Source organism: Buttiauxella cochleicola (assembly GCF_021282435.1).
GTDB classification, from domain to species: domain Bacteria; phylum Pseudomonadota; class Gammaproteobacteria; order Enterobacterales; family Enterobacteriaceae; genus Buttiauxella; species Buttiauxella massiliensis.
In genome coordinates this window covers 54845-76864 of sequence record NZ_JAJSOT010000008.1, presented here as the reverse complement: position 1 = coordinate 76864, position 22020 = coordinate 54845, and the positions used below count along the sequence as shown (strand labels likewise).

General features: G+C 50.8%; 19 protein-coding genes and 1 pseudogene. 8 read left to right on the top strand and 12 right to left on the bottom strand.

Features of this window, described 5'->3' with window-relative positions:
* Nucleotides 1-30: 30 nt before the first annotated feature.
* Nucleotides 31-378, bottom strand: a complete 348-nt coding sequence (locus LVQ77_RS17650) for a YacC family pilotin-like protein (protein ID WP_232905124.1) — start codon at nucleotides 376-378, stop codon at nucleotides 31-33.
* A gap of 144 nt (nucleotides 379-522) precedes the next feature.
* On the opposite strand from LVQ77_RS17650, the gene cueO reads away from it, so the two are divergent.
* Nucleotides 523-2100, top strand: a complete 1578-nt coding sequence (cueO, locus tag LVQ77_RS17645; protein ID WP_232905123.1) for a multicopper oxidase CueO — start codon at nucleotides 523-525, stop codon at nucleotides 2098-2100.
* Between the two features lie 76 nt (nucleotides 2101-2176).
* On the opposite strand, the gene LVQ77_RS17640 is transcribed toward cueO, so the two are convergent.
* Complete coding sequence (locus tag LVQ77_RS17640) at nucleotides 2177-4591, bottom strand: glucose/quinate/shikimate family membrane-bound PQQ-dependent dehydrogenase (protein ID WP_233338010.1); 2415 nt, start codon at nucleotides 4589-4591, stop codon at nucleotides 2177-2179.
* Between the two features lie 160 nt (nucleotides 4592-4751).
* Between LVQ77_RS17640 and hpt the strand changes: the two genes are divergently transcribed.
* A complete protein-coding gene (gene hpt, locus LVQ77_RS17635; RefSeq protein WP_064516264.1) occupies nucleotides 4752-5288 on the top strand; it encodes a hypoxanthine phosphoribosyltransferase in 537 nt (178 codons plus the stop codon).
* 55 nt (nucleotides 5289-5343) lie between these two features.
* Here hpt and can read toward each other — a convergent pair whose 3' ends face one another.
* Nucleotides 5344-6024, bottom strand: a complete 681-nt coding sequence (gene can, locus LVQ77_RS17630) for a carbonate dehydratase (protein ID WP_064516266.1) — start codon at nucleotides 6022-6024, stop codon at nucleotides 5344-5346.
* A gap of 120 nt (nucleotides 6025-6144) precedes the next feature.
* On the opposite strand from can, the gene LVQ77_RS17625 reads away from it, so the two are divergent.
* From LVQ77_RS17625 to LVQ77_RS17610, 4 genes are all read left to right on the top strand, one after another.
* Nucleotides 6145-7071 carry an ABC transporter ATP-binding protein gene (locus LVQ77_RS17625; protein WP_232905122.1) on the top strand — a complete coding sequence of 309 codons (927 nt, stop codon included), beginning with the start codon at nucleotides 6145-6147 and terminating at the stop codon, nucleotides 7069-7071.
* Nucleotides 7068-7838 (top strand): ABC transporter permease, encoded by a 771-nt coding sequence (locus tag LVQ77_RS17620; RefSeq protein ID WP_034460895.1) that lies wholly within the window; start codon nucleotides 7068-7070, stop codon nucleotides 7836-7838. Before LVQ77_RS17625 ends, LVQ77_RS17620 begins: the two co-directional genes overlap by 4 nt.
* Before the next feature lie 118 nt (nucleotides 7839-7956).
* A complete protein-coding gene (locus LVQ77_RS17615; protein WP_151994977.1) occupies nucleotides 7957-8388 on the top strand; it encodes a PTS sugar transporter subunit IIA in 432 nt (143 codons plus the stop codon).
* A gap of 84 nt (nucleotides 8389-8472) precedes the next feature.
* Nucleotides 8473-9723, top strand: coding sequence for a polysaccharide deacetylase family protein (locus LVQ77_RS17610; protein ID WP_232866157.1), 1251 nt, complete (start codon nucleotides 8473-8475; stop codon nucleotides 9721-9723).
* A gap of 54 nt (nucleotides 9724-9777) precedes the next feature.
* Here LVQ77_RS17610 and panD read toward each other — a convergent pair whose 3' ends face one another.
* From panD to thpR, 9 genes and pseudogenes are all read right to left on the bottom strand, one after another.
* Nucleotides 9778-10158 carry an aspartate 1-decarboxylase gene (gene panD / locus LVQ77_RS17605; RefSeq protein ID WP_034460890.1) on the bottom strand — a complete coding sequence of 127 codons (381 nt, stop codon included), beginning with the start codon at nucleotides 10156-10158 and terminating at the stop codon, nucleotides 9778-9780.
* A 93-nt stretch (nucleotides 10159-10251) separates the two neighbouring features.
* Complete coding sequence (panC, locus tag LVQ77_RS17600) at nucleotides 10252-11106, bottom strand: pantoate--beta-alanine ligase (RefSeq protein WP_034460889.1); 855 nt, start codon at nucleotides 11104-11106, stop codon at nucleotides 10252-10254.
* 13 nt (nucleotides 11107-11119) lie between these two features.
* Nucleotides 11120-11914: a 3-methyl-2-oxobutanoate hydroxymethyltransferase gene (gene panB / locus LVQ77_RS17595; RefSeq protein ID WP_232905121.1), complete on the bottom strand. Its 795-nt coding sequence runs from the start codon at nucleotides 11912-11914 to the stop codon at nucleotides 11120-11122.
* A 66-nt stretch (nucleotides 11915-11980) separates the two neighbouring features.
* Nucleotides 11981-12460 (bottom strand): 2-amino-4-hydroxy-6-hydroxymethyldihydropteridine diphosphokinase, encoded by a 480-nt coding sequence (gene folK / locus LVQ77_RS17590; protein ID WP_154151443.1) that lies wholly within the window; start codon nucleotides 12458-12460, stop codon nucleotides 11981-11983.
* Complete coding sequence (pcnB, locus tag LVQ77_RS17585; protein WP_226812135.1) at nucleotides 12457-13854, bottom strand: polynucleotide adenylyltransferase PcnB; 1398 nt, start codon at nucleotides 13852-13854, stop codon at nucleotides 12457-12459. The genes folK and pcnB overlap by 4 nt, the downstream gene beginning before the upstream one ends.
* Nucleotides 13855-13910: 56 nt before the next feature.
* Nucleotides 13911-14806: pseudogene (gluQRS, locus tag LVQ77_RS17580) on the bottom strand (tRNA glutamyl-Q(34) synthetase GluQRS).
* Nucleotides 14807-14883: 77 nt separating this feature from the next.
* Nucleotides 14884-15339 (bottom strand): RNA polymerase-binding protein DksA, encoded by a 456-nt coding sequence (gene dksA / locus LVQ77_RS17575; protein ID WP_064556776.1) that lies wholly within the window; start codon nucleotides 15337-15339, stop codon nucleotides 14884-14886.
* Nucleotides 15340-15527: 188 nt separating this feature from the next.
* Nucleotides 15528-16232 carry a DNA/RNA nuclease SfsA gene (gene sfsA / locus LVQ77_RS17570; protein WP_232866161.1) on the bottom strand — a complete coding sequence of 235 codons (705 nt, stop codon included), beginning with the start codon at nucleotides 16230-16232 and terminating at the stop codon, nucleotides 15528-15530.
* Nucleotides 16233-16772 (bottom strand): RNA 2',3'-cyclic phosphodiesterase, encoded by a 540-nt coding sequence (gene thpR, locus LVQ77_RS17565; protein ID WP_232866163.1) that lies wholly within the window; start codon nucleotides 16770-16772, stop codon nucleotides 16233-16235.
* A gap of 72 nt (nucleotides 16773-16844) precedes the next feature.
* Here thpR and hrpB point away from each other — a divergent pair, with 72 nt between their 5' ends.
* Nucleotides 16845-19277 (top strand): ATP-dependent helicase HrpB, encoded by a 2433-nt coding sequence (gene hrpB / locus LVQ77_RS17560; protein WP_232905120.1) that lies wholly within the window; start codon nucleotides 16845-16847, stop codon nucleotides 19275-19277.
* 79 nt (nucleotides 19278-19356) lie between these two features.
* Complete coding sequence (gene mrcB, locus LVQ77_RS17555; protein ID WP_232905119.1) at nucleotides 19357-21921, top strand: bifunctional glycosyl transferase/transpeptidase; 2565 nt, start codon at nucleotides 19357-19359, stop codon at nucleotides 21919-21921.
* Nucleotides 21922-22020 lie beyond the last annotated feature (99 nt).

The window sequence follows — 22020 nt, the reverse complement described above, 5'->3', positions numbered from 1 at the left end:
ACTTTCCGCAAAGGGCTGTGGAAGTTCGGGCTATTTCACGTAGGCGAGCAAGCTGAGCGAGTCCCGGGCAAGGGATTTGCATTTCTTGGCAGTCGGAATGGCAATACCGCTTAAATCACGATAGCTATCTTCGCCAAGCGCCTTCATGTTGAAGGTGTCGTAGTTGCTCAAATCCCACTGGTTTTGCTGGGCAAAAAAGACCAATGCGCGGCGAATTTGTCCGTTAGGCAGGTTTTGGTAGCCACAATCATTTTTCAGGAACACAAATACCGCAGTAAGATCGGCCATATCTTCTGCTTCAGACTCGCTAAGTGCCTGACTGCTGGTGGAAAAAACCAGCAACAAACCCAGCATTAACGCCCTAACTCCCATCTTCATCACATCTACCACTTTTTATCAGATACGAAACGGTAACACAGTTAAATGAGGCACGACGAGAATTATTATCTGCTCTAAACTTGACCTTCCTGTAAGGGCAGGGTTTATGCTTAATGGCACGCCTGCAACCTAAAGGAATTGAATATGCATCGTCGTGATTTTCTAAAATATTCTGCTGCCATTGGTGCGTTTAGCGCCTTACCGCTCTGGAGTAAAGCGGCATTGGCCGCTGATAGACCCGCACTACCGATCCCCGGAATTCTCGCCCCTGATGCAAAGAATAGCATTCGTTTAGCTGTGCAAGCGGGCAAAAGCACATTCAATGGAAAAACTGCAACGACCTGGGGCTATAACGGCAACTTGCTAGGACCTGCTTTGCAACTGACTCAGGGCGAAGAGGTCACCGTTGAGATTAATAATAACCTCACAGAAGAAACCACGGTTCACTGGCATGGTTTAGAAGTTCCCGGTGATGTTGACGGTGGGCCACAAGGAGTAATTGCCGCAGGTGGTAAACGCTCCGTGAAATTTACTCCGCAACAACGCGCTGCAACGTGTTGGTTCCACCCACATCAGCATGGCAAAACGGGCCATCAGGTTGCGATGGGACTCGCAGGGTTGGTATTAATCGATGATAAAGAAAGTCGCGCGCTACGCTTACCAAAACAGTGGGGTATCGATGATGTCCCGCTGATTATCCAGGACAAACGCTTTGCTGCCGATGGGCAAATCGATTATCAGCTAGGCGTGATGAGTGCTGCAGTCGGCTGGTTTGGTGACACTCTGCTGTGCAATGGCGCGGTTTATCCTCAACATGCCAACCCGCGTGGTTGGCTGCGTTTACGTTTACTCAATGGCTGTAACGCGCGTTCGCTCAATATAGCGGCTAGTGATAACCGCCCGCTATACGTGATTGGCAGTGATGGTGGCTTACTCGCGGAGCCCGTGAAAGTCACTGAACTCCCAATGCTGATGGGCGAGCGTTTCGAAGTGCTGGTGGATACGAGCGACGGTAAAGCATTTGATATCGTCACGCTGCCAGTCAAACAAATGGGTATGACGGTTGAGCCTTTCGACAAACCCCAGCCCGTTGTGCACATTCAGCCACTGATTATTGCGGCGTCCGGCGAAATGCCAGACAAACTGGTTACCGTCCCGGCTCTGCCAAATATTGAAGGGATCACCGAGCGCTGGCTGCAACTGATGATGGACCCGATGCTAGATATGATGGGGATGCAGGCGCTGATGGGCAAATATGGTCAGCAGGCAATGGCGGGCATGAACATGGCCGGACATGGCAGCATGGGTAATATGGGCCAGATGGATCATGGGAAGATGAACCATGGCGGAATGAACCACGGTAAGCAGGGCTTCGATTTCCACAATGCCAACAAGATTAACGGCAAAGCATTTGATATGAACACGCCTGCGTTTGCTGCCGAAAAAGGCAAATACGAGAAATGGACGATTTCCGGTGAGGGCGACATGATGCTTCACCCATTCCATATTCACGGTACGCAGTTCCGTATTTTGAGCGAAAACGGTAAGCCGGTTGAAAAACATCGGCAAGGCTGGAAGGACACTGTTCGAGTAGAAGGTGGGCGCAGTGAAGTGCTGGTGAAGTTCGATCATGCGGCTTCTAAAGAGCAGGCGTATATGGCGCACTGCCATCTGCTGGAACATGAAGACACCGGCATGATGCTTGGCTTTACGGTGGCATAAAAAAGGCGGATGAACCGAAGTCTGTTCATCCGCCAGTTTCGAAGGTCGGATAAGTGCTGCGCTATCCGACAGTTTTTTACTTAGCGTCGTCCGGTAACGCGTACGCTACGATATAGTCACCCATCTTGGTTCCGAAGGAGCCGTGGCCCCCCGCAGAAATCACGACGTACTGTTTACCATTCGCTTCATAGGTCATCGGTGTTGCCTGGCCACCGGCTGGCAAACGCGCTTCCCACAATTTCTCACCATTGCTCATGTTATAAGCACGCAGGTAGTTATCTGCGGTTGCGCCAATAAACAGAACATTACCTGCGGTAGAAATTGGGCCACCCAGCATTGGCATCCCCATTTTAAATGGCAGAGGAAGTGGCGAGCTGTCGCGCACGGTACCAATACGTTTTTTCCATACCACTTCGTTGGTTTTCAAATCGACCGCAGAGATGTAGCCCCATGCAGGCTGCTTACACGGTAGGCCAAACGGAGAGAGGAACGGATTAAGCGTTACGCCATACGGCACGCCATACTGCGGCTGAATGCCAGTTTCTGTGCCAGACCCTTTAGCGTCTTTCGGCGGTTCCATCGGGTTGCCTGGGCCACGTGGCATCAGTTTAGATACAAACGGCAGTGCCATTGGGTTGGCAATTGCCACCTGGCGGTTAGGATCAACGGAAATCCCACCCCACTCGAACATCCCCAGGTTACCTGGGAACACCAGCGTGCCTTGCTCTGACGGTGGTGTGAAAATGCCTTCATAACGCAGTTTATGGAAGATGATGCGACAAACCATTTGGTCATAAAGGGTCGCTCCCCACATATCCGCGCCGCTCAGGTCTTTCTTCGGACGGAAACTCAAATCCGAGAACGGCTGAGTTGGCGTCACGTAATCACCTTTTGCAGCACCTTGTGGAACAGGTTTTTCCGGAGCCGGAACTACCAGCTTGCCGTCACGACGGTCGAGCACAAAGATGTTACCGGTTTTCGCCGGAGCGTAGATAACCGGAACGGTTTCGCCTTTAACCGTAATATCCGCAAGCGTCGGCTGCGATGGCATATCCATATCCCACAGGTCGTGATGAACTGTTTGATACGACCAGGCCAGTTTCCCGGTGGTCGCGTTCAGTGCCACGATGCTGCTGGCATAACGCTCTTGCTCCGGCGTGCGGTTGCCGCCCCAAATATCGGGTGTGGTAACACCCATCGGCAGGTACACCAAATCTAACTTCGCGTCATAGGCCGCTGGTGCCCAGGAGTTTGGTGAGTTAATGGTGTAATGATGCTCATCACCAGGGATGGTGTTGGGATCTTTAGCACCAGGATCGAATGCCCACAGCAATTTACCGCTGTTCACATCAAAGCCACGGATAACACCAGACGGCTCGCGAGTGGAGTAGTTATCGGTGACCGCACCGGCAATCACGATAACTTTATCGGTGATAATCGGAGGTGAAGTCGGTTCGTACATGCCAGGCGTGGTGACCGGCATGTTGGTTTGCAGATTCAGGATGCCTTTGTTAGCAAAGCTTTCGCAAAGCTTGCCATTATCGGCATTAATGGCAAACAGACGTCCGTCATTCACAGGAAGAATGATACGACGTGGGCAATCTGAAACCACATCCGGAGTCGCGTTATCCGCGGTTGCTTCGTGGTAAGAAACACCACGGCAAGTCACGTGTTGGAACGAAGGATTCGTATCCAGACGCGGATCGAATTTCCACTTCTGTTTACCGGTGGTCGCATCCAGCGCAAACAACTGCTGGTGTGCGGTACACAGGTAAAGCGTGTCGCGGATTTTAATCGGAGTGACTTCGTTGGTGATTTCACCCGGATCGCTTGGGCGTTTCACATCGCCAGTCTGGAAACGCCACGCTTCTTTAAGCTGGCCGACGTTTTTATCGTTGATCTGCTTTAAAGGAGAGTAGCGTTGGCCTTCCTGATTACGACCATATGCAGGCCAGTCGGCATCAGGAATGGTTGATGAAGTGGCAGTTGGCGTTGTTGCATCCGCAGTCAGCGTGCCATTGATTTCTTGCGGATCGTTAAATACCGCCCAGGCCAGTGCCACAACGGTAATCGCCAGCACCGCACCAAGGGCCGGAGCCGCACCTGCAGTGGGTAAAATCAGATGACGATAAACAAATGGCAGTAGCAGCCATACGCCGAAGAAGAACAGAACGTCTAAACGTGGTGTTAATGCCCAGAAATCAAAACCAACTTCCCAGACAGACCACGCCACGGTGCAAAGCAGTAGTGCAGCATAGAGCCACAGGGCCAGAGCTTTGCGTTGCCAAAGTAACCATGCGGTGATTAACATCACCACCCCTGCAATTGGGTAGTACCAGGACCCACCAATTGCCACTAACCATATCCCGCCAATTAATAAATACAGTCCAGTCAGTACCGCAAACAGGACTGTTAAGGTTGCGATTACCCGCGAACCTGAGTTATTTGTTTTCACAATTATCACGCTCTTAAAAGTTTGATAGCAATTCATTATAGTTATTAACAAGTGTGAGATTCATCACATAAATGGCTTTTTTACCAATTGGGCACGGGAATGGGTTTTGCTGTTATACTGCTGGCCTGAATATTTTGTGTTGGTTAAAATCTAACCAGCATCGAATGATTTATTTTTAAATCATATGGTTATAACTATGAAACATACTGTTGAAGTGATGATCCCCGAAGCGGAGATCAAAGCCCGTATCGCTGAATTGGGTCGTGAGATCACTGAACATTATCGTGATAGCGGTAGTGATATGGTGCTGGTTGGCTTGCTGCGTGGCTCATTTATGTTCATGGCGGACCTGTGCCGTGAAGTGCAAGTGCCCCACGAAGTGGATTTTATGACCGCATCCAGTTATGGCAGCGGCATGTCGACCACCCGCGATGTGAAAATCCTGAAAGATCTCGATGAGGATATCCGCGGCAAAGACGTGCTGATCGTCGAAGATATTATCGACTCTGGTAATACACTGAGCAAAGTCCGTGAGATTCTTAGCCTGCGTGAACCAAAATCACTGGCCATTTGTACGCTGCTGGATAAACCAGAGCGCCGCGAAGTGGAAGTGAATGTTGAGTGGGTTGGTTTCGCTATTCCTGATGAGTTCGTAGTGGGTTACGGCATTGATTACGCTCAGCGTTATCGCCATCTGCCATACGTTGGTAAAGTGGTTCTGCTGGACGAGTAAGTCTTTTGCTACATCCATTAAAAAAGGGCCTTTAAGGCCCTTTTTGCTATCAGCATTACTGCGAAGGTGTTCTATTCTTGTGGCTGCGATGGGAGTTCTGGAGGTTCGAAATCCCGCTGCGGTAACCTTGCTCCAGTGATTCGCGACTGGTGGCGGTGACTTCCAGGTCACGCAAGCGTCCATCGTGAATACCGTAAGCCCAACCGTGGACAGTGACTTTCTGCCCGCGTTTCCATGCGGATTGCATAATGGTTGAATGGCCAAGGTTATAAACCTGCTCCATCACATTGAGCTCGCAAAGTGTATCCAGACGCTGTTCCGGTGGGAGTTCTCCCAGTAGCGAACTATGCTTGAACCAGATATCGCGGATATGCAGCAGCCAGTTGTTAATTAGCCCTAAATCCGGGTTTTCAACCGCCGCTTGTACACCACCGCACCCGTAGTGACCGCAAATGATTATGTGTTCAACTTCCAGAACATCTACCGCGTACTGCACTACAGAAAGGCAATTTAAATCCGTATGAATGACCAGGTTTGCCACATTACGGTGAACAAATAACTCTCCAGGTTCAAGGCCAGTCAGACGTTCAGCTGGTACGCGACTATCAGAACAGCCAATCCACAAGAAGCGAGGTTTTTGGGCCTGAGACAAACGTTCGAAAAAGCCCGGGTCTTCGTCCTCCATCAGTTTTGACCAGACCTGGTTATTGCTGATGAGGGTATCAATGTCTTTCATGGAGGTTAACAACCTGTAACGGATGAAGTGCGTTGAGGTAATATAGGGCAACTGATTGTGCAACTGAAATAATTTTTAAACAGCTTAACTTTTTTGTACCGAACAAGGTAACCGCAAATAATGACCATTGCATTAGAACTGGAACAGTTAACGAAAACCTATCCCGGCGGTGTTCAGGCACTGCGTGGCATAGATCTTCGTGTTGAGGCAGGGGACTTTTACGCTCTGCTGGGGCCGAATGGCGCAGGGAAATCCACTACCATCGGTATTATCAGCTCGCTGGTAAATAAAACCTCTGGTCGGGTACGCGTGTTTGGTTATGACCTGCAAAAAGACATTGTTAATGCTAAACGCCAGCTTGGTTTGGTGCCGCAGGAGTTTAACTTCAACCCATTTGAGACCGTACAGCAAATCGTTGTGCACCAGGCGGGATACTATGGCGTTGAAAAAAACGAAGCCATCGCGCGCAGCGAAAAGTACCTGAAACAGCTCGATCTGTGGGAAAAACGCAGCGAACGTGCACGTATGTTATCAGGTGGTATGAAACGCCGCCTGATGATTGCTCGTGCCTTAATGCATGAGCCAAAGTTGCTGATTCTTGATGAACCAACAGCGGGTGTCGACATAGAACTGCGTCGCTCGATGTGGGGATTCCTGAAGGATCTGAACGATAAAGGCACCACTATTATTCTGACCACTCACTACCTTGAAGAAGCAGAAATGCTGTGCCGCAATATCGGCATTATTCAAAACGGTGAGCTAGTCGAAAACACCTCGATGAAATCACTACTTTCAAAACTGAAGTCAGAAACTTTTATTCTCGATTTAGCACCGAAAAGCCCATTACCGAAGCTTGATGGCTACCAATATCGGCTGGTGGATACTTCCACTCTGGAAGTAGAAGTGCTGCGTGAGCAAGGAATAAATAGTGTCTTCAGTCAGTTAAGCTCGCAAGGGGTTCAGGTATTAAGTATGCGTAACAAAGCTAACCGTCTTGAGGAGTTGTTCGTCACGCTGGTAAATGGCTCGAAAGGAGAGCAGGCATGATGCATCTCTATTGGGTGGCGCTAAAAAGTATCTGGACTAAAGAAATCCACCGTTTCACGCGTATCTGGATCCAGACTCTGGTACCGCCGGTCATCACCATGACCCTGTATTTTATTATTTTCGGTAATTTGATTGGCTCGCAGATTGGCTCAATGCATGGTTTTACCTACATGCAGTTCATCGTGCCGGGCCTGATCATGATGGCGGTCATTACTAACTCTTACGCTAACGTGGCCTCTTCGTTCTTCAGCGCGAAGTTCCAGCGCAACATTGAAGAGCTGCTGGTGGCACCGGTACCGACGCACATTATCATTGCCGGTTATGTTGGCGGTGGTGTGGCGCGTGGTCTGTGTGTAGGGATTCTGGTGACAGCAGTATCGCTTTTCTTCGTGCCTTTCCAGGTTCACTCATGGCTTTTTGTCGCCCTGACGCTGCTATTGACTGCAATCCTGTTCTCGCTAGCTGGTTTGCTCAATGCCGTGTTTGCCAAGACCTTTGACGACATCAGCCTGATCCCAACCTTCGTGCTGACTCCGCTGACCTATTTAGGCGGTGTGTTCTACTCCCTGACACTATTGCCACCGTTCTGGCAGGCTTTATCCCACCTGAACCCAGTGGTGTATATGATCAGTGGCTTCCGTTACGGTTTCCTCGGTATCAACGACGTACCATTGCTGTTTACTGTCACAGTATTGGTGGGCTTTATCGCCGCCTTCTATATCCTGTGCTGGTATCTGATTCAACGTGGCCGCGGTCTGCGCAGCTAATTCTGCTAACCTCCCCGAAAGGGGAGGTTACTGAGAGTTTTCTTACTCCGTTTTGATTAGCATCACGTGGCAGATTTCTCGCTCTGGCACACTTGCGCTCTGCGAAAAGGAGAACGCCATGTTAGGTTGGGTTATTGCCGGTCATGACTATTACGCTCAGGATATGCTGGATGCAATCGAGCGACGTTTTGGGCCGCAACCGCAATGTTATGCGGTGAATTATTGGAATGGGCTTAGCACCAATATGCTGAGCCGTATGATGTGTGATGCATTGTACAATTGCGATTCTGGGGATGGAGTGGTCTTTCTGACCGATAAAACCGGGGCTGCACCTTATCGTACGGCTGCACTCATGAGCCACCAACATTCACATTGTGAAGTGATCTCTGGCGTCACGCTGCCTGTGCTATTTGCGATGCGTATGCATCGAGAAACGCTGACCAGCGAAGAGTTCCGTGACCGCATTGTTGAGCAGGGCGGCGATGACATCACCAGCCTCTGGCATCAACAGCAAAAAAATCCACCATTTGTGTTACTCCACCAATATTGATTTGAAAGGTTGGTATTGGGTGGGCTTTTGTTAGAATGACACCCTCTTTCCGTCGTTGAGACACTCAGTGCTATCAAATTCGTTATGCTAACTCGCCTTATTTTTGCTGTGCTGATGCTGATTTGTGGCAGTAGCGCTAATGCCAGTCTGCTCAGCAGCAATCACACTCCCGCGCAATATATGCAAACCACTGAAGATGCTGATATCTGGGCGCAGGTGGGGGATAAAGTCATCTCTGTTGGCACTGTTCAGGAAGGGCAGATTCTGGCGGTCGTGCCAATGGCGGCAGACTATTACGAATTTAACTTTGGTTTTGGCACCGGCTTTATTGATAAAGCGCATCTTGAACCGGTTGTTGGTAAGCAACGAATTGAAGACCGACTTGGTGACCTGAATAAACCGCTGAGCAACCAAAATCTGGTCACTTTCCGTGATGTTACCGTGTATAACGAACCGGATATCCGCAGCGCCACGTTTGGTACATTGGCCGATAATTTACGCTACCCAATTATTGCCAGTCTGAAAGACCATTTAAACCAAACCTGGTATCAAATTCGTATTGGCAATCGTCTTGGGTATGTCAGCAGTCTCGATGCGCAGCAGGACAATGGTATTCCGGTACTCACCTACCACCATATTTTGCGTGATGAAGAGAACACACGCTTTCGCCATACATCAACAACTACCTCGGTGGTAGCTTTCAGCAACCAAATGACCTGGTTGCGCGATACGGGGTACACCACCCTTACGATGTATCAGCTCGAAGGCTACGTGCGTAACCGTATGAATCTGCCCGCGCGGGCGGTAGTGATTACCTTTGACGACGGGCTGAAATCGGTCTATCGCTACGCTTATCCGATTCTTAAAGAGTATGGATTCAAAGCGACGTCCTTTATTATTTCTTCACGCATCAAGGCGCATCCGCAAACCTGGAACCCGAAAACGCTGCAATTTATGAGTATCTCGGAATTACAGGCCAGCCAGGATGTGTTTGATATCCAGTCGCATACCCATTTCTTGCATCGCGTTGACGCTAATCGTCAGCCGACACTTTTACGCCGCACCTATCGTAATATCCTGCTTGATTTTGAACACTCGCGACGCGCGCTTGCGCAGTTTAATCCGCATGTTTTATACCTTTCGTATCCGTTCGGCGGTTACAACGATAAGGCGGTAACAGCCGCTAACGATGCGGGGTTCCATATGGCAGTGACGACAGTGCGTGGGAAAGTGAAGCCGGGGGATAATCCGTTTTTGCTAAAACGGCTTTATATACTGAGAACTGACTCGCTAGAAACGATGTCACGGCTAATTAGTAACCAGACTAAGTCTTAAGATAAAAAAAGACCTGCTTAACAAAGCAGGTCTTTTTCATTCGTTCGGAGGTTGTTATGCAACCTGAACCGGTACGGCTTTCGCGAGACGTTTCATTTCGTTGTCGCCATCGAAATAGGCGACTTTCGGCTGCCAGGTGCGTGCTTGCTCATCTGGCATAGTCACGTAAGTGGCAATAATCATAATGTCGCCCACATCAGCACAATGCGCTGCAGCACCATTCACCGAAATGATTTTTGAACCGCGCTCACCCGCGATAGCGTAAGTTGAAAAACGCTTACCGTTGGTGACGTTATAAATATCAATGGCTTCATATTCCAGAATGCCTGCCGCCTCAAGGAAGTCCTGATCGATGGCGCAGGAGCCTTCATAATGCAAATCCGCCTGCGTCACTTTGACACGGTGAAGTTTGCCTTGCAGCATGGTGCGTATCATAAAATTAAACCTTTATTACGGGGTCCGAATAGAGCTGATTTTATCAGCTCTATGAATATAAGCGGGCAGTATTGCCCGATTTATGAATGCTGTCTACTGCGCCAGATCAACCTGAATATTATCAATCAAACGCGCCTGACCAAGCCATGCAGCCATTAATACCACCGCACGTTTACTCTCAACGTTCAGCTCTAACAAGGTATCGGCATCGCGGATTTGTAGGTCGTCAGAACGAAAACCTTTTTCATTCAGTTCGGTGGCGGCGATAGCCAGCATTTCTTCGGTATCACGCTCACCAGACCGCAGTTTATCTGCCAGAGACTGCATCACTTTATGCAAACCTGGGGCAATTTTGCGCTGTTCTGCAGTTAGGTAACCGTTGCGTGAACTCAGTGCCAGGCCATCTTTTGCGCGAACCGTTGGCACGCCGATAATTTCGATGTCATAGCCCATATCCGCCACCATCTTGCGGATCACGGCGACTTGCTGGAAATCCTTCTCACCGAAGCAGGCGATATCAGGTTGCACCATGTTAAAGAGCTTGCTGACAATGGTAGAGACGCCACGGAAATGCCCTGGGCGACTTGCGCCTTCGAGCATGGTAGAAAGCCCAGGGACTTCAACAAAGGTCTGTGAGTCCAGTCCTTGTGGATAAATATCGGCTGGGGCAGGGGCAAACACCAAATCGACTTTGCGACGGTTTAGTTTCTCGCAATCTTCCTGCAAGGTGCGCGGGTAGCGAGTTAAATCATCCGGACGGTCAAACTGCATTGGGTTCACAAAAATGGTGGTAACCACCACATCGGCGCGGCTTTTCGCATCATCGACCAGTTTCATATGGCCGTCGTGCAGGTTGCCCATGGTCGGCACCAGTGCGATGCGCTTGCCTTCCTGGCGCCAGCGGCGGATTTGCTGACGTAACAGCGGTATCGTTTCGATAATCAACACAACCCTTCTCCTGTCAGTGGAAACTATGTTCTTCACCTGGGTAGGTGCCTGATTCAACTTCAGCTATGTACTGGCGTACCGCGGCTCGCATGTCGCCGTTTCCTGTAAGGAAGTTTTTGGCAAATTTTGGAATATGGCCACCGGTGATACCAAATGCATCGTGCATAACCAGAATCTGTCCATCAGTGACATTACCCGCGCCAATACCGATGACCGGAATGCTCAGCGCTTCAGTGATGCGTTTTGCCAGAGCGACCGGAACACATTCCAACACCAACAATTGTGCACCTGCCGCTTCGAGTGCCACGGCATCATCAAACAGCGTTTGTGCGGCGGCTTCATCGCGGCCCTGAACTTTATAACCACCAAAGATGTTCACGGATTGCGGCGTCAGGCCCAAATGCCCGCATACCGGAACAGCTCGCTCGGTCAGCATTTTGACTGTTTCGACCAGCCAACTCCCGCCTTCGATTTTGACCATATTAGCACCAGCGCGCATAACGATGGCTGAATTGGCAAACGCTTGTTCAGGTGTGGCATATGCCATAAATGGCAGGTCAGCAAGCAGCAGGCAGTTTGGAGCACCACGACGTACCGCGCGAGTGTGGTAGGCAATATCTTCCACGGTAACGGGTAAAGTGGAGTCGTGCCCCTGAACAGTCATCCCTAACGAATCGCCAACTAGCATCACACCAATGCCTTCATCGGCAAACAGTTTTGCAAAGCTGAAATCATAAGAGGTGATGGTTGCGAATTTGCGTTGAGCCTGTTTCCACTGGCGCAACTGAGACATGGTGATTGGTTTCATGGCAATCCCAGAGAAATAAGAATGAGAGGTCAAATCGCTACATTAGCAAACAGAACACGTCCGTGGTTACCAAAACGTAATCCCATCCTGGGAGAGAGTATCTAAAATATCAGCGGCGCGCTTGCCGTCCGGGAAGGTGCAGTCAGGTGCAATTTCCAGCAGCGGAACCAACATAAACGCGCGATTTTTCATATCATAATGCGGCACGATAAGCGTTGGTGTTGCGACAGTCAGATTACCGAACAGCATAATGTCGAGATCAAGCGTGCGTGGCCCCCAGCGTTCAGCTTTGCGCACGCGACCATGCTCCAACTCAATACGTTGAGTATGGGCCAGTAATGCTTCAGGAGACAGTTCGGTTTCCAGGGCAACAGCAGCATTGAGATAATCAGGTTGGTCTTGCGGGCCGAGCGGCGGAGTGCGGTAGTACGAAGATGTTGCAACCACCCGGCTTTGCGGAATGGTTGCAATGGCGTCTAACGCATGAGTCACTTGCTCAAGCGGAGACGCCTGGTTGCTGCCGAGTGCGATGTACGCAAGCGTCATGCACTTCCACCGCTGCGTGGTGCACGCTTGCGTGGACGACGATGGCGGCGGCGTACTGCTGGCTCATCACCTAACACATCGAGCATATCTTTCTGTGCCGGCGGAGCAGCAACCTGGAACTCACCCCACCATTTGGTCAGTCGCAGTAATTCCTGGTTATTTTCCACTTCAGCACGCAGTGCCAGCAAATCGTAAGCTGCACGGAATTTAGGATGCTCCATCAGCTTCCATGCGCGTTTTCCCTGGCGGCGTGACAGGCGAAGCTGCAGGCCCCAGATATCACGAACCAGCGTGGTGATACGTTTTGGAATCGCCAGCGCACGGCAAGCTTCATCCAGCACTTCGTTCATCGCCAGTGCAAAAGCGTCCATATAGGCAAGGCCACTTTCCTGAGTCAGCTTTTGGGCCATCTCAAGTTGCGGATACCAGAATATGGCAGAGAACAAGAAGGCCGGATTAACACGCATATCATTCTGAATGCGGTTATCGGTATTCTTCAGCACCTGAACGATCATGCGTTCCATCGGGCTGTCACCCTGCTCGGTAAAGTAGCGGGTGATGGTCGGGAATAACGGCTGGAACAGCTGATATTCGCGCAGTAATTCGTAAGTTGGATAACCGTGGCCAGCTTGCAGAAGTTTCAGTGATTCTTCAAACAAACGAGCAGGTGGTACATCGTTAATCAAGGTCGCTAAGCGCGGAATTGGTTCGCCAGTTTCCGGGCTAATCGTCATATTCAGCTTGGCTGCAAAGCGCACTGCACGAAGCATACGTACAGGGTCTTCACGGTAGCGTGTTTCAGGATCACCAATCAGACGGATAACGCCATTGCGTAAATCACGCAGGCCACCGACATAATCGCGAACAGAGAAATCAGCCACGCTGTAATAGAGGCTGTTGATTGTGAAATCGCGGCGTTGTGCATCTTCTTCGATAGAACCGAAGATGTTGTCACGAAGCAACATACCGTTTTGACCGGTCTGCGAAGTCTGTTTGTCAGACTTTTGCTCTTCGTGGTGACCACGGAAAGTAGCAACTTCGATGATTTCCGGCCCAAACATCACGTGCGCCAGACGGAAGCGACGACCCACCAGACGACAGTTGCGGAACAGTTTACGCACTTGATCTGGCGTAGCACTGGTCGTGACATCAAAGTCTTTCGGCTGTTTGCCGAGCAAAAGGTCACGGACACCGCCGCCCACGAGGTAAGCCTCGTAGCCTGCTTTGTTCAGACGATAGAGCACCTTGAGGGCATTTTCACTGATATCTTTGCGGGACAGAGCGTGCTGGTCACGCGGAATTACCGTGATTTGCGGGAGATCTTCAATCTCCTCGACCACGACGTCATCGCGGTTAAGCACCTTGCGGCAAAAATTAGCGACTCGGGTAAAAATAGTACACCTCGGCAGTGTCAATCATAGGGACAAAAAAAACAGCGGCTAATCATAGCTCAGTGCGTGGCATTTGAGAATGGCGTATTCACGCCGAGCCTGGTTCAATAGCCTCAAGCGACCAGGTTTGCACCGCCTGACTGAGTAACTCGTTGAGCGTCAAATCTTGCCAATGGGCAATTTCTGGTTGATTCAAAAATGCCAGCGCAGCATGAATAACCGGACGTGGATCGCCTTGCGGTAGGGCTGGCGCGTGATTTTGCTTAGAAAGTTTTGCCCCATTCTCATTAAGTACTAAGGGCAAATGCACGTAATCAGGCACCGTCCAACCAAATTGTTGATACAGCGAAATTTGTCTTACCGTTGGCTCAATTAAATCTGCGCCACGTACAATTTCGCTCACACCTTGATAATTATCATCCACTACCACAGCAAGATTATAGGCAAATAACCCATCCCGGCGGTGAATGATGAAATCTTCACGAGCCAGTTGTTCGTCGGCTATTAACGTCCCGTGAAGTTTATCTTCAAAACTTAATACCGGGTGATGTTGCATTAAACGCAACGCGGCATTATTAGGACCATGGTTTAACGTGCGGCAATGGCCATCGTAAAAACCGCCAATTTGCTGAATTCTGCTGCGCGTGCAAGTGCAGTAATAACTCAGCCCTTGCTGATGTAACCATGAGAGTGCTTCGCGGTAGGCTTCGTGTCGTTGGGATTGCCATAAAACTTCACCATCCCACTCCAAACCGTAATGCTCCAGTTGCCGCAATATAGTAGCAGCAGCGCCCGGTACTTCACGTGGCGGATCGATATCTTCAATACGTACCAGCCATTGGCCTTGTTTTGAGCGTGCTTGCAGGTAGCTGCCGAGTGCGGCAATTAACGAGCCGAAATGGAGTTCACCCGAAGGTGAGGGGGCAAAGCGCCCAATGTAGTGCGGTGTGTTCATGATTTGCTGCGGTAGGCCAGAAATAAATAAGGCGGGAGAGTATCCCGCCATTATGAGTAATCTGAAATTGCGAGCCGTTAACCGGCCATTTGTTTTTCGCGAATTTCTGCCAACGTTTTACAGTCAATGCACAAATCAGCTGTCGGGCGAGCTTCGAGACGGCGGATGCCGATTTCAACACCACAGGACTCGCAGAAACCGAAGTCTTCGTCTTCTACTTTCTTGAGTGTCTTCTCGATTTTCTTGATCAGTTTACGTTCCCTGTCACGGTTACGCAGTTCGAGGCTGAACTCTTCTTCCTGGGCTGCACGGTCTACCGGGTCCGGGAAGTTTGCTGCTTCGTCTTGCATATGCGTTACCGTGCGATCAACTTCATCCATAAGTTGGCTACGCCAGGCTTCAAGAATAAGCTTGAAGTGCGACAGCTGGGCTTCGTTCATATACTCTTCGCCCGCTTTCACCTGATATGGCTCCACCCCAGCGATGGCGAGGATACTCAGGGACGATGTTTTACGCTTTTGCCCTTCTTGCATGTTGTTTCTCCTTAACACGCACTATCGGTCCCCTGTTCGGGGGAAAATCAGGCCGCTATAAATAGCAGATGCTTTTCAGGATGGCAATTATATAAATTCCTCTCTTGACAAGCCTGTGAAGAAAAGCGTATTTACGCGAGCCACCAGCACACAAAACAGACAAACGTTAACTGCTCTTTATTAAAAAATTATAAACAGACAGGCAACGGCGAAATTAGAGTAAGCCCAAGGGCTGAAAGTTCAGCCTTATAAGCGATAACTTCAACTCCACACTGTTGCGCCTCGCATAATAATTGCGCGTATTTGGCATCGATGTGGCGTGCCGGGGAAACCTGGGTGATAGCAGAATGCAATACTGCAAATAGCAGCACCGCGCGTTCGCCCTGCATAACCACGTTCATCAACTCTCGCAAATGCTTCTGCCCTCGCAGGCTTACGGCATCCGGAAAATAGCCATTTCCTTGTTCTGATAACGTGACTGATTTTACTTCAATATAGCAGTTAACCTTGCAATCTGCCTGTAACATAAAATCAATGCGGCTGCGCTCTGCACCGTATTTCACTTCACTTTTAATGGTTGTGTAACCAATTAATTCTGAAATGCTTTCCGAACTTAATGCTTCCTTCACGACCGCATTAGCGCGCAGCGTATTAACGCAAATAAACTCGCCGTTTTGCGTCTGGGTTATTTCCCAGGTATGGGGATATTTTCGAGTCGGGCTATCTGATGTGGAATACCACACTGTATCGCCAGGTGTTGCACATCCGGTCATCGCGCCGGTGTTTGGGCAATGTAGCGTCAATTCTTCACCGGAAGGCGTAACGACATCGGCAAGAAAGCGTTTATAGCGTTTGATGAGTGTGGCCGGTTGTAGTGAGGGACTAAACTCCATTTACTCTTCCTTATTGCTTAATGACCAGCGCTGTAGCTCCAGGTAATGCGTTCGCCCGTGCTTGAAAACTGACTCATACAATACGAAGTCTTCAACTTTGTATTGCCAGCGAAAATTGGGTGGAGGAATAGAAACCGCGCGCGGTGTATTGCGATAAAGCGTGATATGCGGATGAAAAGGCTGCGGGCTCTGGTAACAACCATTGCGCGCCGCCTGGGAGCGTAACATATTCGCAAGTTGAATAAGTCCTAAAGGGGCGTGACGTGGGCCAATCCACACCACGTTTGACCGCAACCACTGCCCTGCATCATCAATTGTCAGGGTAAAACTGCTTTGGCGGATTCTCCCGGCGAGCAGGCTGAGTGCTTTTTGCTTTTCAGCACTGATATCACCTAAAAAGGCGAGCGTCAGGTGCAAATTTGCAGCAGCGACCGGTCGCCCGGAATCTTCTGGAAACTGTGTGGCGCGCCACTGGATAATCTGTTGTTGTACCTCTTTAGGTAATTCGAGGGCAAAAAACAGACGGCGAGTTTCAGCCATAGTGGTCTCTCGTTATGAATTGGCTTGATGCTACAATAGCGAACTTCGCATCATACCCGTTTGGAGCCGTTTGTGCCGTCATTACCGGTTGCCGCAGTGCTACCCGATATTCTTAACGCCTTGCAAAATGCGTCCCAGGTTTTACTGAGCGCCCCAACGGGGGCGGGTAAATCGACGTGGCTACCGTTGCAGATTTTACGGCAGGCAAACCTAGGTGGTCGCATTCTACTGCTGGAACCACGTCGCCTGGCTGCGCGTAATGTTGCACAGCGCCTGGCTGAGTTATTGGGTGAAAAACCTGGTGAAACAGTCGGCTACCGGATGCGTGCCGAAACCTGTGTTGGGCCGAACACTCAGCTTGAAGTGGTAACCGAAGGTATTTTGACGCGCATGATTCAGCACGATCCTGAGCTTTCAGGTGTTGCGCTGGTGATCCTCGATGAATTCCATGAACGTAGCCTGCAAGCCGATCTGGCGCTGGCGTTGTTACTCGACGTCCAGCAAGGGTTACGTGACGATCTTAAATTGCTGATTATGTCGGCAACGCTTGATAATGCGCGCCTTCAGCAATGTTTACCACAGGCGCCGGTAATCAGTTCTGAAGGGCGAGCTTTTCCTGTCGAGCGCCGCTATAGCCCGCTCTCTACTCATCAGCGTTTTGATGAAGCCGTTGCCATTGCCGTGGCGAATTTACTGCGCGATGAGTCAGGTTCTCTGTTGCTGTTTTTACCCGGAGTGGGTGAAATTCAGCGTGTTATGCAACAGCTGCAAGAGCGCGTCACAAGTGATATTCAGCTTTGTCCGTTATACGGTGCACTGCCTTTAAGCGAACAGCGCAAAGCAATTCTCCCGGCGGCAAACGGCACTCGCAAAGTGGTGCTGGCGACTAACATTGCCGAAACAAGCCTGACGATTGAAGGCATTCGCCTGGTGGTGGATTGCGCCCAGGAGCGCGTCGCGCGTTTTGACGTTCGCACTGAGCTCACAAGGCTTATCACCCAACGAATTAGCCAGGCGTCGATGATTCAACGCGCCGGGCGAGCGGGGCGTCTGGAGCCGGGTATCTGTCTGCATTTAACCAGTGCCGAGCAGGCAGAACGCGCGAGCCTGCAAAGTGAACCAGAAATTCTGCAAAGTGATCTCTCTGGCCTGCTGCTTGATTTACTGCAATGGGGTTGCCAGGAACCGGACCAGTTGACCTGGCTTGATGCACCGCCTGTCGCCAATTTAGTGGCCGCACGAACCTTGTTGCGCCAGCTCAAAGCGCTCGATGAGCAAAACAAACTCACGCCAGTCGGCCAAAAAATGGCGAACATGGGTAACGAACCACGCTTCGCCGCCATGTTGGTTAATGCTAAAGATGCCGACCAACAGGCAACCGCTGCACGGCTTGTCGCGATTCTTGAGGAGCCACCACGTGGTCAGGACAGCGATTTGCGTAACGCTTTTAGCCGACGCCAGGAGAATTGGCAGCAGCGTAGTTCTCAGCTTCTTAAGCGTCTTAACAGCCGTGGTGGAGAAGCAGATTTTTCTCTTGCCGCACCGTTACTGGCACAAGCTTTCCCCGACAGAATTGCCCGTCGTCGTGGACTGGATGGTCGTTACCAGCTAGCTAACGGCATGGGCGCGATGCTTAACCAGGATGATCCGCTAACTCGCTACGAATGGCTGTTAGCACCGCTATTATTGCAGGGCAGCAATACGCCTGATGCGCGTATCTTGCAGGCTATCCCGCTGGATATTGAGTCGCTAACGCTACAGTGCCCGGCGTTGCTGACCGAAAGTGACACCGTTGAGTGGGATGAAACTCAAGGTACTTTAAAGGCGTTTCGCCGCACTCAGATAGGCAAACTTGTAGTGAAAGTTCAGCCACTGGCGAAACCTTCCGAAGATGAGCTCCACCAGGCAATGCTTAATGGTATTCGTGAGAAAGGTCTGTCAGTGCTTAACTGGTCGGCACATGCGCAGCAGTTAAGAACACGCCTGGTATGTGCAGCAAAATGGTTGCCAGAACTTAAATGGCCAGACGTGTCCGACGAGGCATTGCTGCGTGATTTAGACAGCTGGTTATTACCCGAACTGCATGGTGTACACTCGCTTCGCGCGTTAAAAAACATTGATGTCACACGGGCGTTACAGAACCTGATCGACTGGAACGCACGCGTACGTCTGGATAGTGCGCTGCCAACTCATTACACTGTGCCGACTGGAAGCCAGATAGCAATTCGCTATGATGATGAAAACCCGCCAGTTCTTGCTGTGCGTATGCAAGAAATGTTTGGTGAAGCTCAAACTCCGGTGATTGCCGAAGGCCGTGTGCCACTGGTTCTGGAGTTGCTCTCCCCGGCACAGCGCCCATTGCAGATTACGCGTGATTTAACCGCATTCTGGAACGGTGCGTATCGGGAAGTGCAAAAAGAGATGAAAGGACGTTATCCAAAACACGTCTGGCCGGACTCGCCAGCAGACGCGCTGCCTACGCGGCGTACCAAAAAGTACCAATAACTTTGAGAGATTTCCTCTTTCGACTTGAGTTGAGATGAGGAGAATCAGGCCGTGCGCCTTATTTTTGGTGGAGAAAGCAATGGCGGGGAATGACCGCGAACCGATTGGACGTAAAGGAAAACCTTCACGTCCTGCGAAAGAGAAAGTAAGCCGTCGTCGTGTCCGTGAAGAGGAATATGACGCGGATTACGATGATGATTATGAAGACGAGGAACCGATGCCGCCACGTAAAGGAAAAGGTAGTGGCAATGGCAATGGCCGCCCGCCACGTAAAAAGCGCCGTTGGTTCTGGTTCCTGGTAAAACTGTTTGTTGTCTTTGCTGTGCTGTTCGTGATTTACGGTGTTTACCTGGATCAGAAGATCCGTACCCGTATTGATGGGAAAGTCTGGCAGCTCCCGGCGGCAGTCTATGGCCGTATGGTGAACCTTGAACCAGACATGCCGTACAGCAAAAAAGAGATGGTTAACCTGCTGGAAGCGACCCAATACCGTCAGGTGACGAAGATGACGCGCCCTGGTGAGTTTACGGTACAGGGCAACAGCATTGAGATGATCCGCCGTCCGTTTGATTTCCCTGACAGTAAAGAAGGGCAGATCCGCGCACGTCTGAATTTTGATGGTGACCATCTGGAATCCATCCAGAACATGGATAACAACCGCAGCTTCGGTTTCTTCCGTCTGGATCCACGCTTGATCACCATGTTGTCTTCACCGAACGGTGAACAGCGCCTGTTTGTGCCGCGCACCGGTTTCCCGGAGCTGTTGGTCGACACGTTGATCGCAACAGAAGACCGCCATTTCTATGAGCACGATGGGATTAGCTTCTTCTCCATTGGCCGTGCGGTGCTGGCGAACCTGACAGCTGGCCGTACCGTGCAGGGCGCAAGTACGCTGACGCAGCAGTTGGTCAAAAACTTGTTCTTATCGAGCGAGCGTTCTTACTGGCGTAAAGCGAACGAAGCGTACATGGCGCTGATCATGGATGCGCGTTACGGCAAAGATCGCATCCTTGAGCTGTACCTGAACGAGGTGTACCTCGGCCAGAGCGGTGACAATGAAATTCGCGGTTTCCCACTGGCGAGCCTGTATTACTTTGGCCGCCCGGTAGAAGAACTGAGCCTCGATCAGCAAGCATTGCTGGTGGGCATGGTAAAAGGCGCGTCGATTTATAACCCATGGCGTAACCCGAAACTGGCGCTGGAACGTCGTAACCTTGTATTGCGCTTGCTGCAAGAGCAGAAGGTGATTGACCAGGAACTTTACGACATGCTGAGCGCGCGCCCTCTGGGTGTGCAACCGCGTGGTGGTGTGATTTCACCGCAGCCTGCTTTTATGCAGATGGTTCGTAATGAGCTCCAGACCAAACTTGGCGACAAAGTTAAAGACCTGTCCGGCGTGAAGATCTTTACCACTTTCGACTCCGTTTCTCAGGATGCGGCAGAAAAAGCGGTGAGTGAAGGGGTTCCGGTTCTGCGTAACTCGCGCAAACTGAAAGATCTTGAAGCGGCAATGGTCATTGTTGACCGTTCAACCGGTGAAGTTCGTGCGATGGTCGGCGGAGCGGAAACGCAGTTTGCGGGCTTTAACCGCGCGATGCAGGCACGCCGTTCTATCGGTTCTCTGGCAAAACCAGCGACCTATCTGACGGCATTAAGCCAGCCGGACGCTTACCGTCTGAATACCTGGATTGCCGATGCGCCAATCGCGCTGAAGCAACCGAACGGGCAAGTGTGGTCGCCACAAAACGATGACCGTCGTTACAGTGAGAGCGGCAAGGTCATGCTAGTGGATGCGCTGACGCGTTCCATGAACGTGCCAACCGTCAACCTGGGGATGGCGCTGGGCCTGCCTGCGGTCACCGACACTTGGGTCAAGCTTGGCGTGCCGCAGAACCAGTTACATCCGGTTCCTGCGATGTTGCTGGGTGCGCTGAACCTGACGCCAATTGAAGTGGCTCAGGCATTCCAGACCATCGCCAGCGGCGGCAACCGGGCAACGCTTTCAGCCTTGCGTTCGGTTATTGCTGAAGATGGCACCGTGCTGTACCAAAGCTTCCCACAGGCGGAGCAGGCTGTTCCACCACAGGCCGCATACATGACGCTGTTTACCATGCAGCAGGTTATGGCTCGCGGTACTGGCCGTGCGTTAGGTGGCAAATATCCGAACCTGCACTTAGCAGGAAAAACGGGTACCACCAACGATAACGTGGATACCTGGTTTGCGGGCATTGATGGCAAAGAAGTCGCCATTACATGGGTAGGGCGTGACAACAACCAGCCGACCAAGTTGTATGGTGCGAGCGGGGCGATGTCGCTTTATCAACGTTATCTGGCTAACCAGACGCCAATTCCGCTGGTACTTAATCCACCGGAAGACATCGTTGATATGGGCGTTGATAGCGCAGGCTACTTCCAGTGCGGCGGTGGCGGGGATCGTGTGTTGCCAGTGTGGACCACTAATCCGGACGGGTTGTGCCAGCAAAGCCAGCAGGCTGAGCAGAACAACAATCCGTTTAGTCAGTCACAGTCGCCACAGACTCAGCAGCCGCAACAACAGCAGCAGCAACAACAACAACCGCAGCAGCAGCCTGAATCAAGTGATGGTGTTGCAGGTTGGATTAAGGACATGTTCGGCAGCAAATAAACCTCAAGGTTTTCCCATAAAGCCTCCGTTTACCACGGGGGCTTTTCTTTTTTATTAATCCCATGCAATCACTCTGGTTAATTATTATTCCCTCGCGCT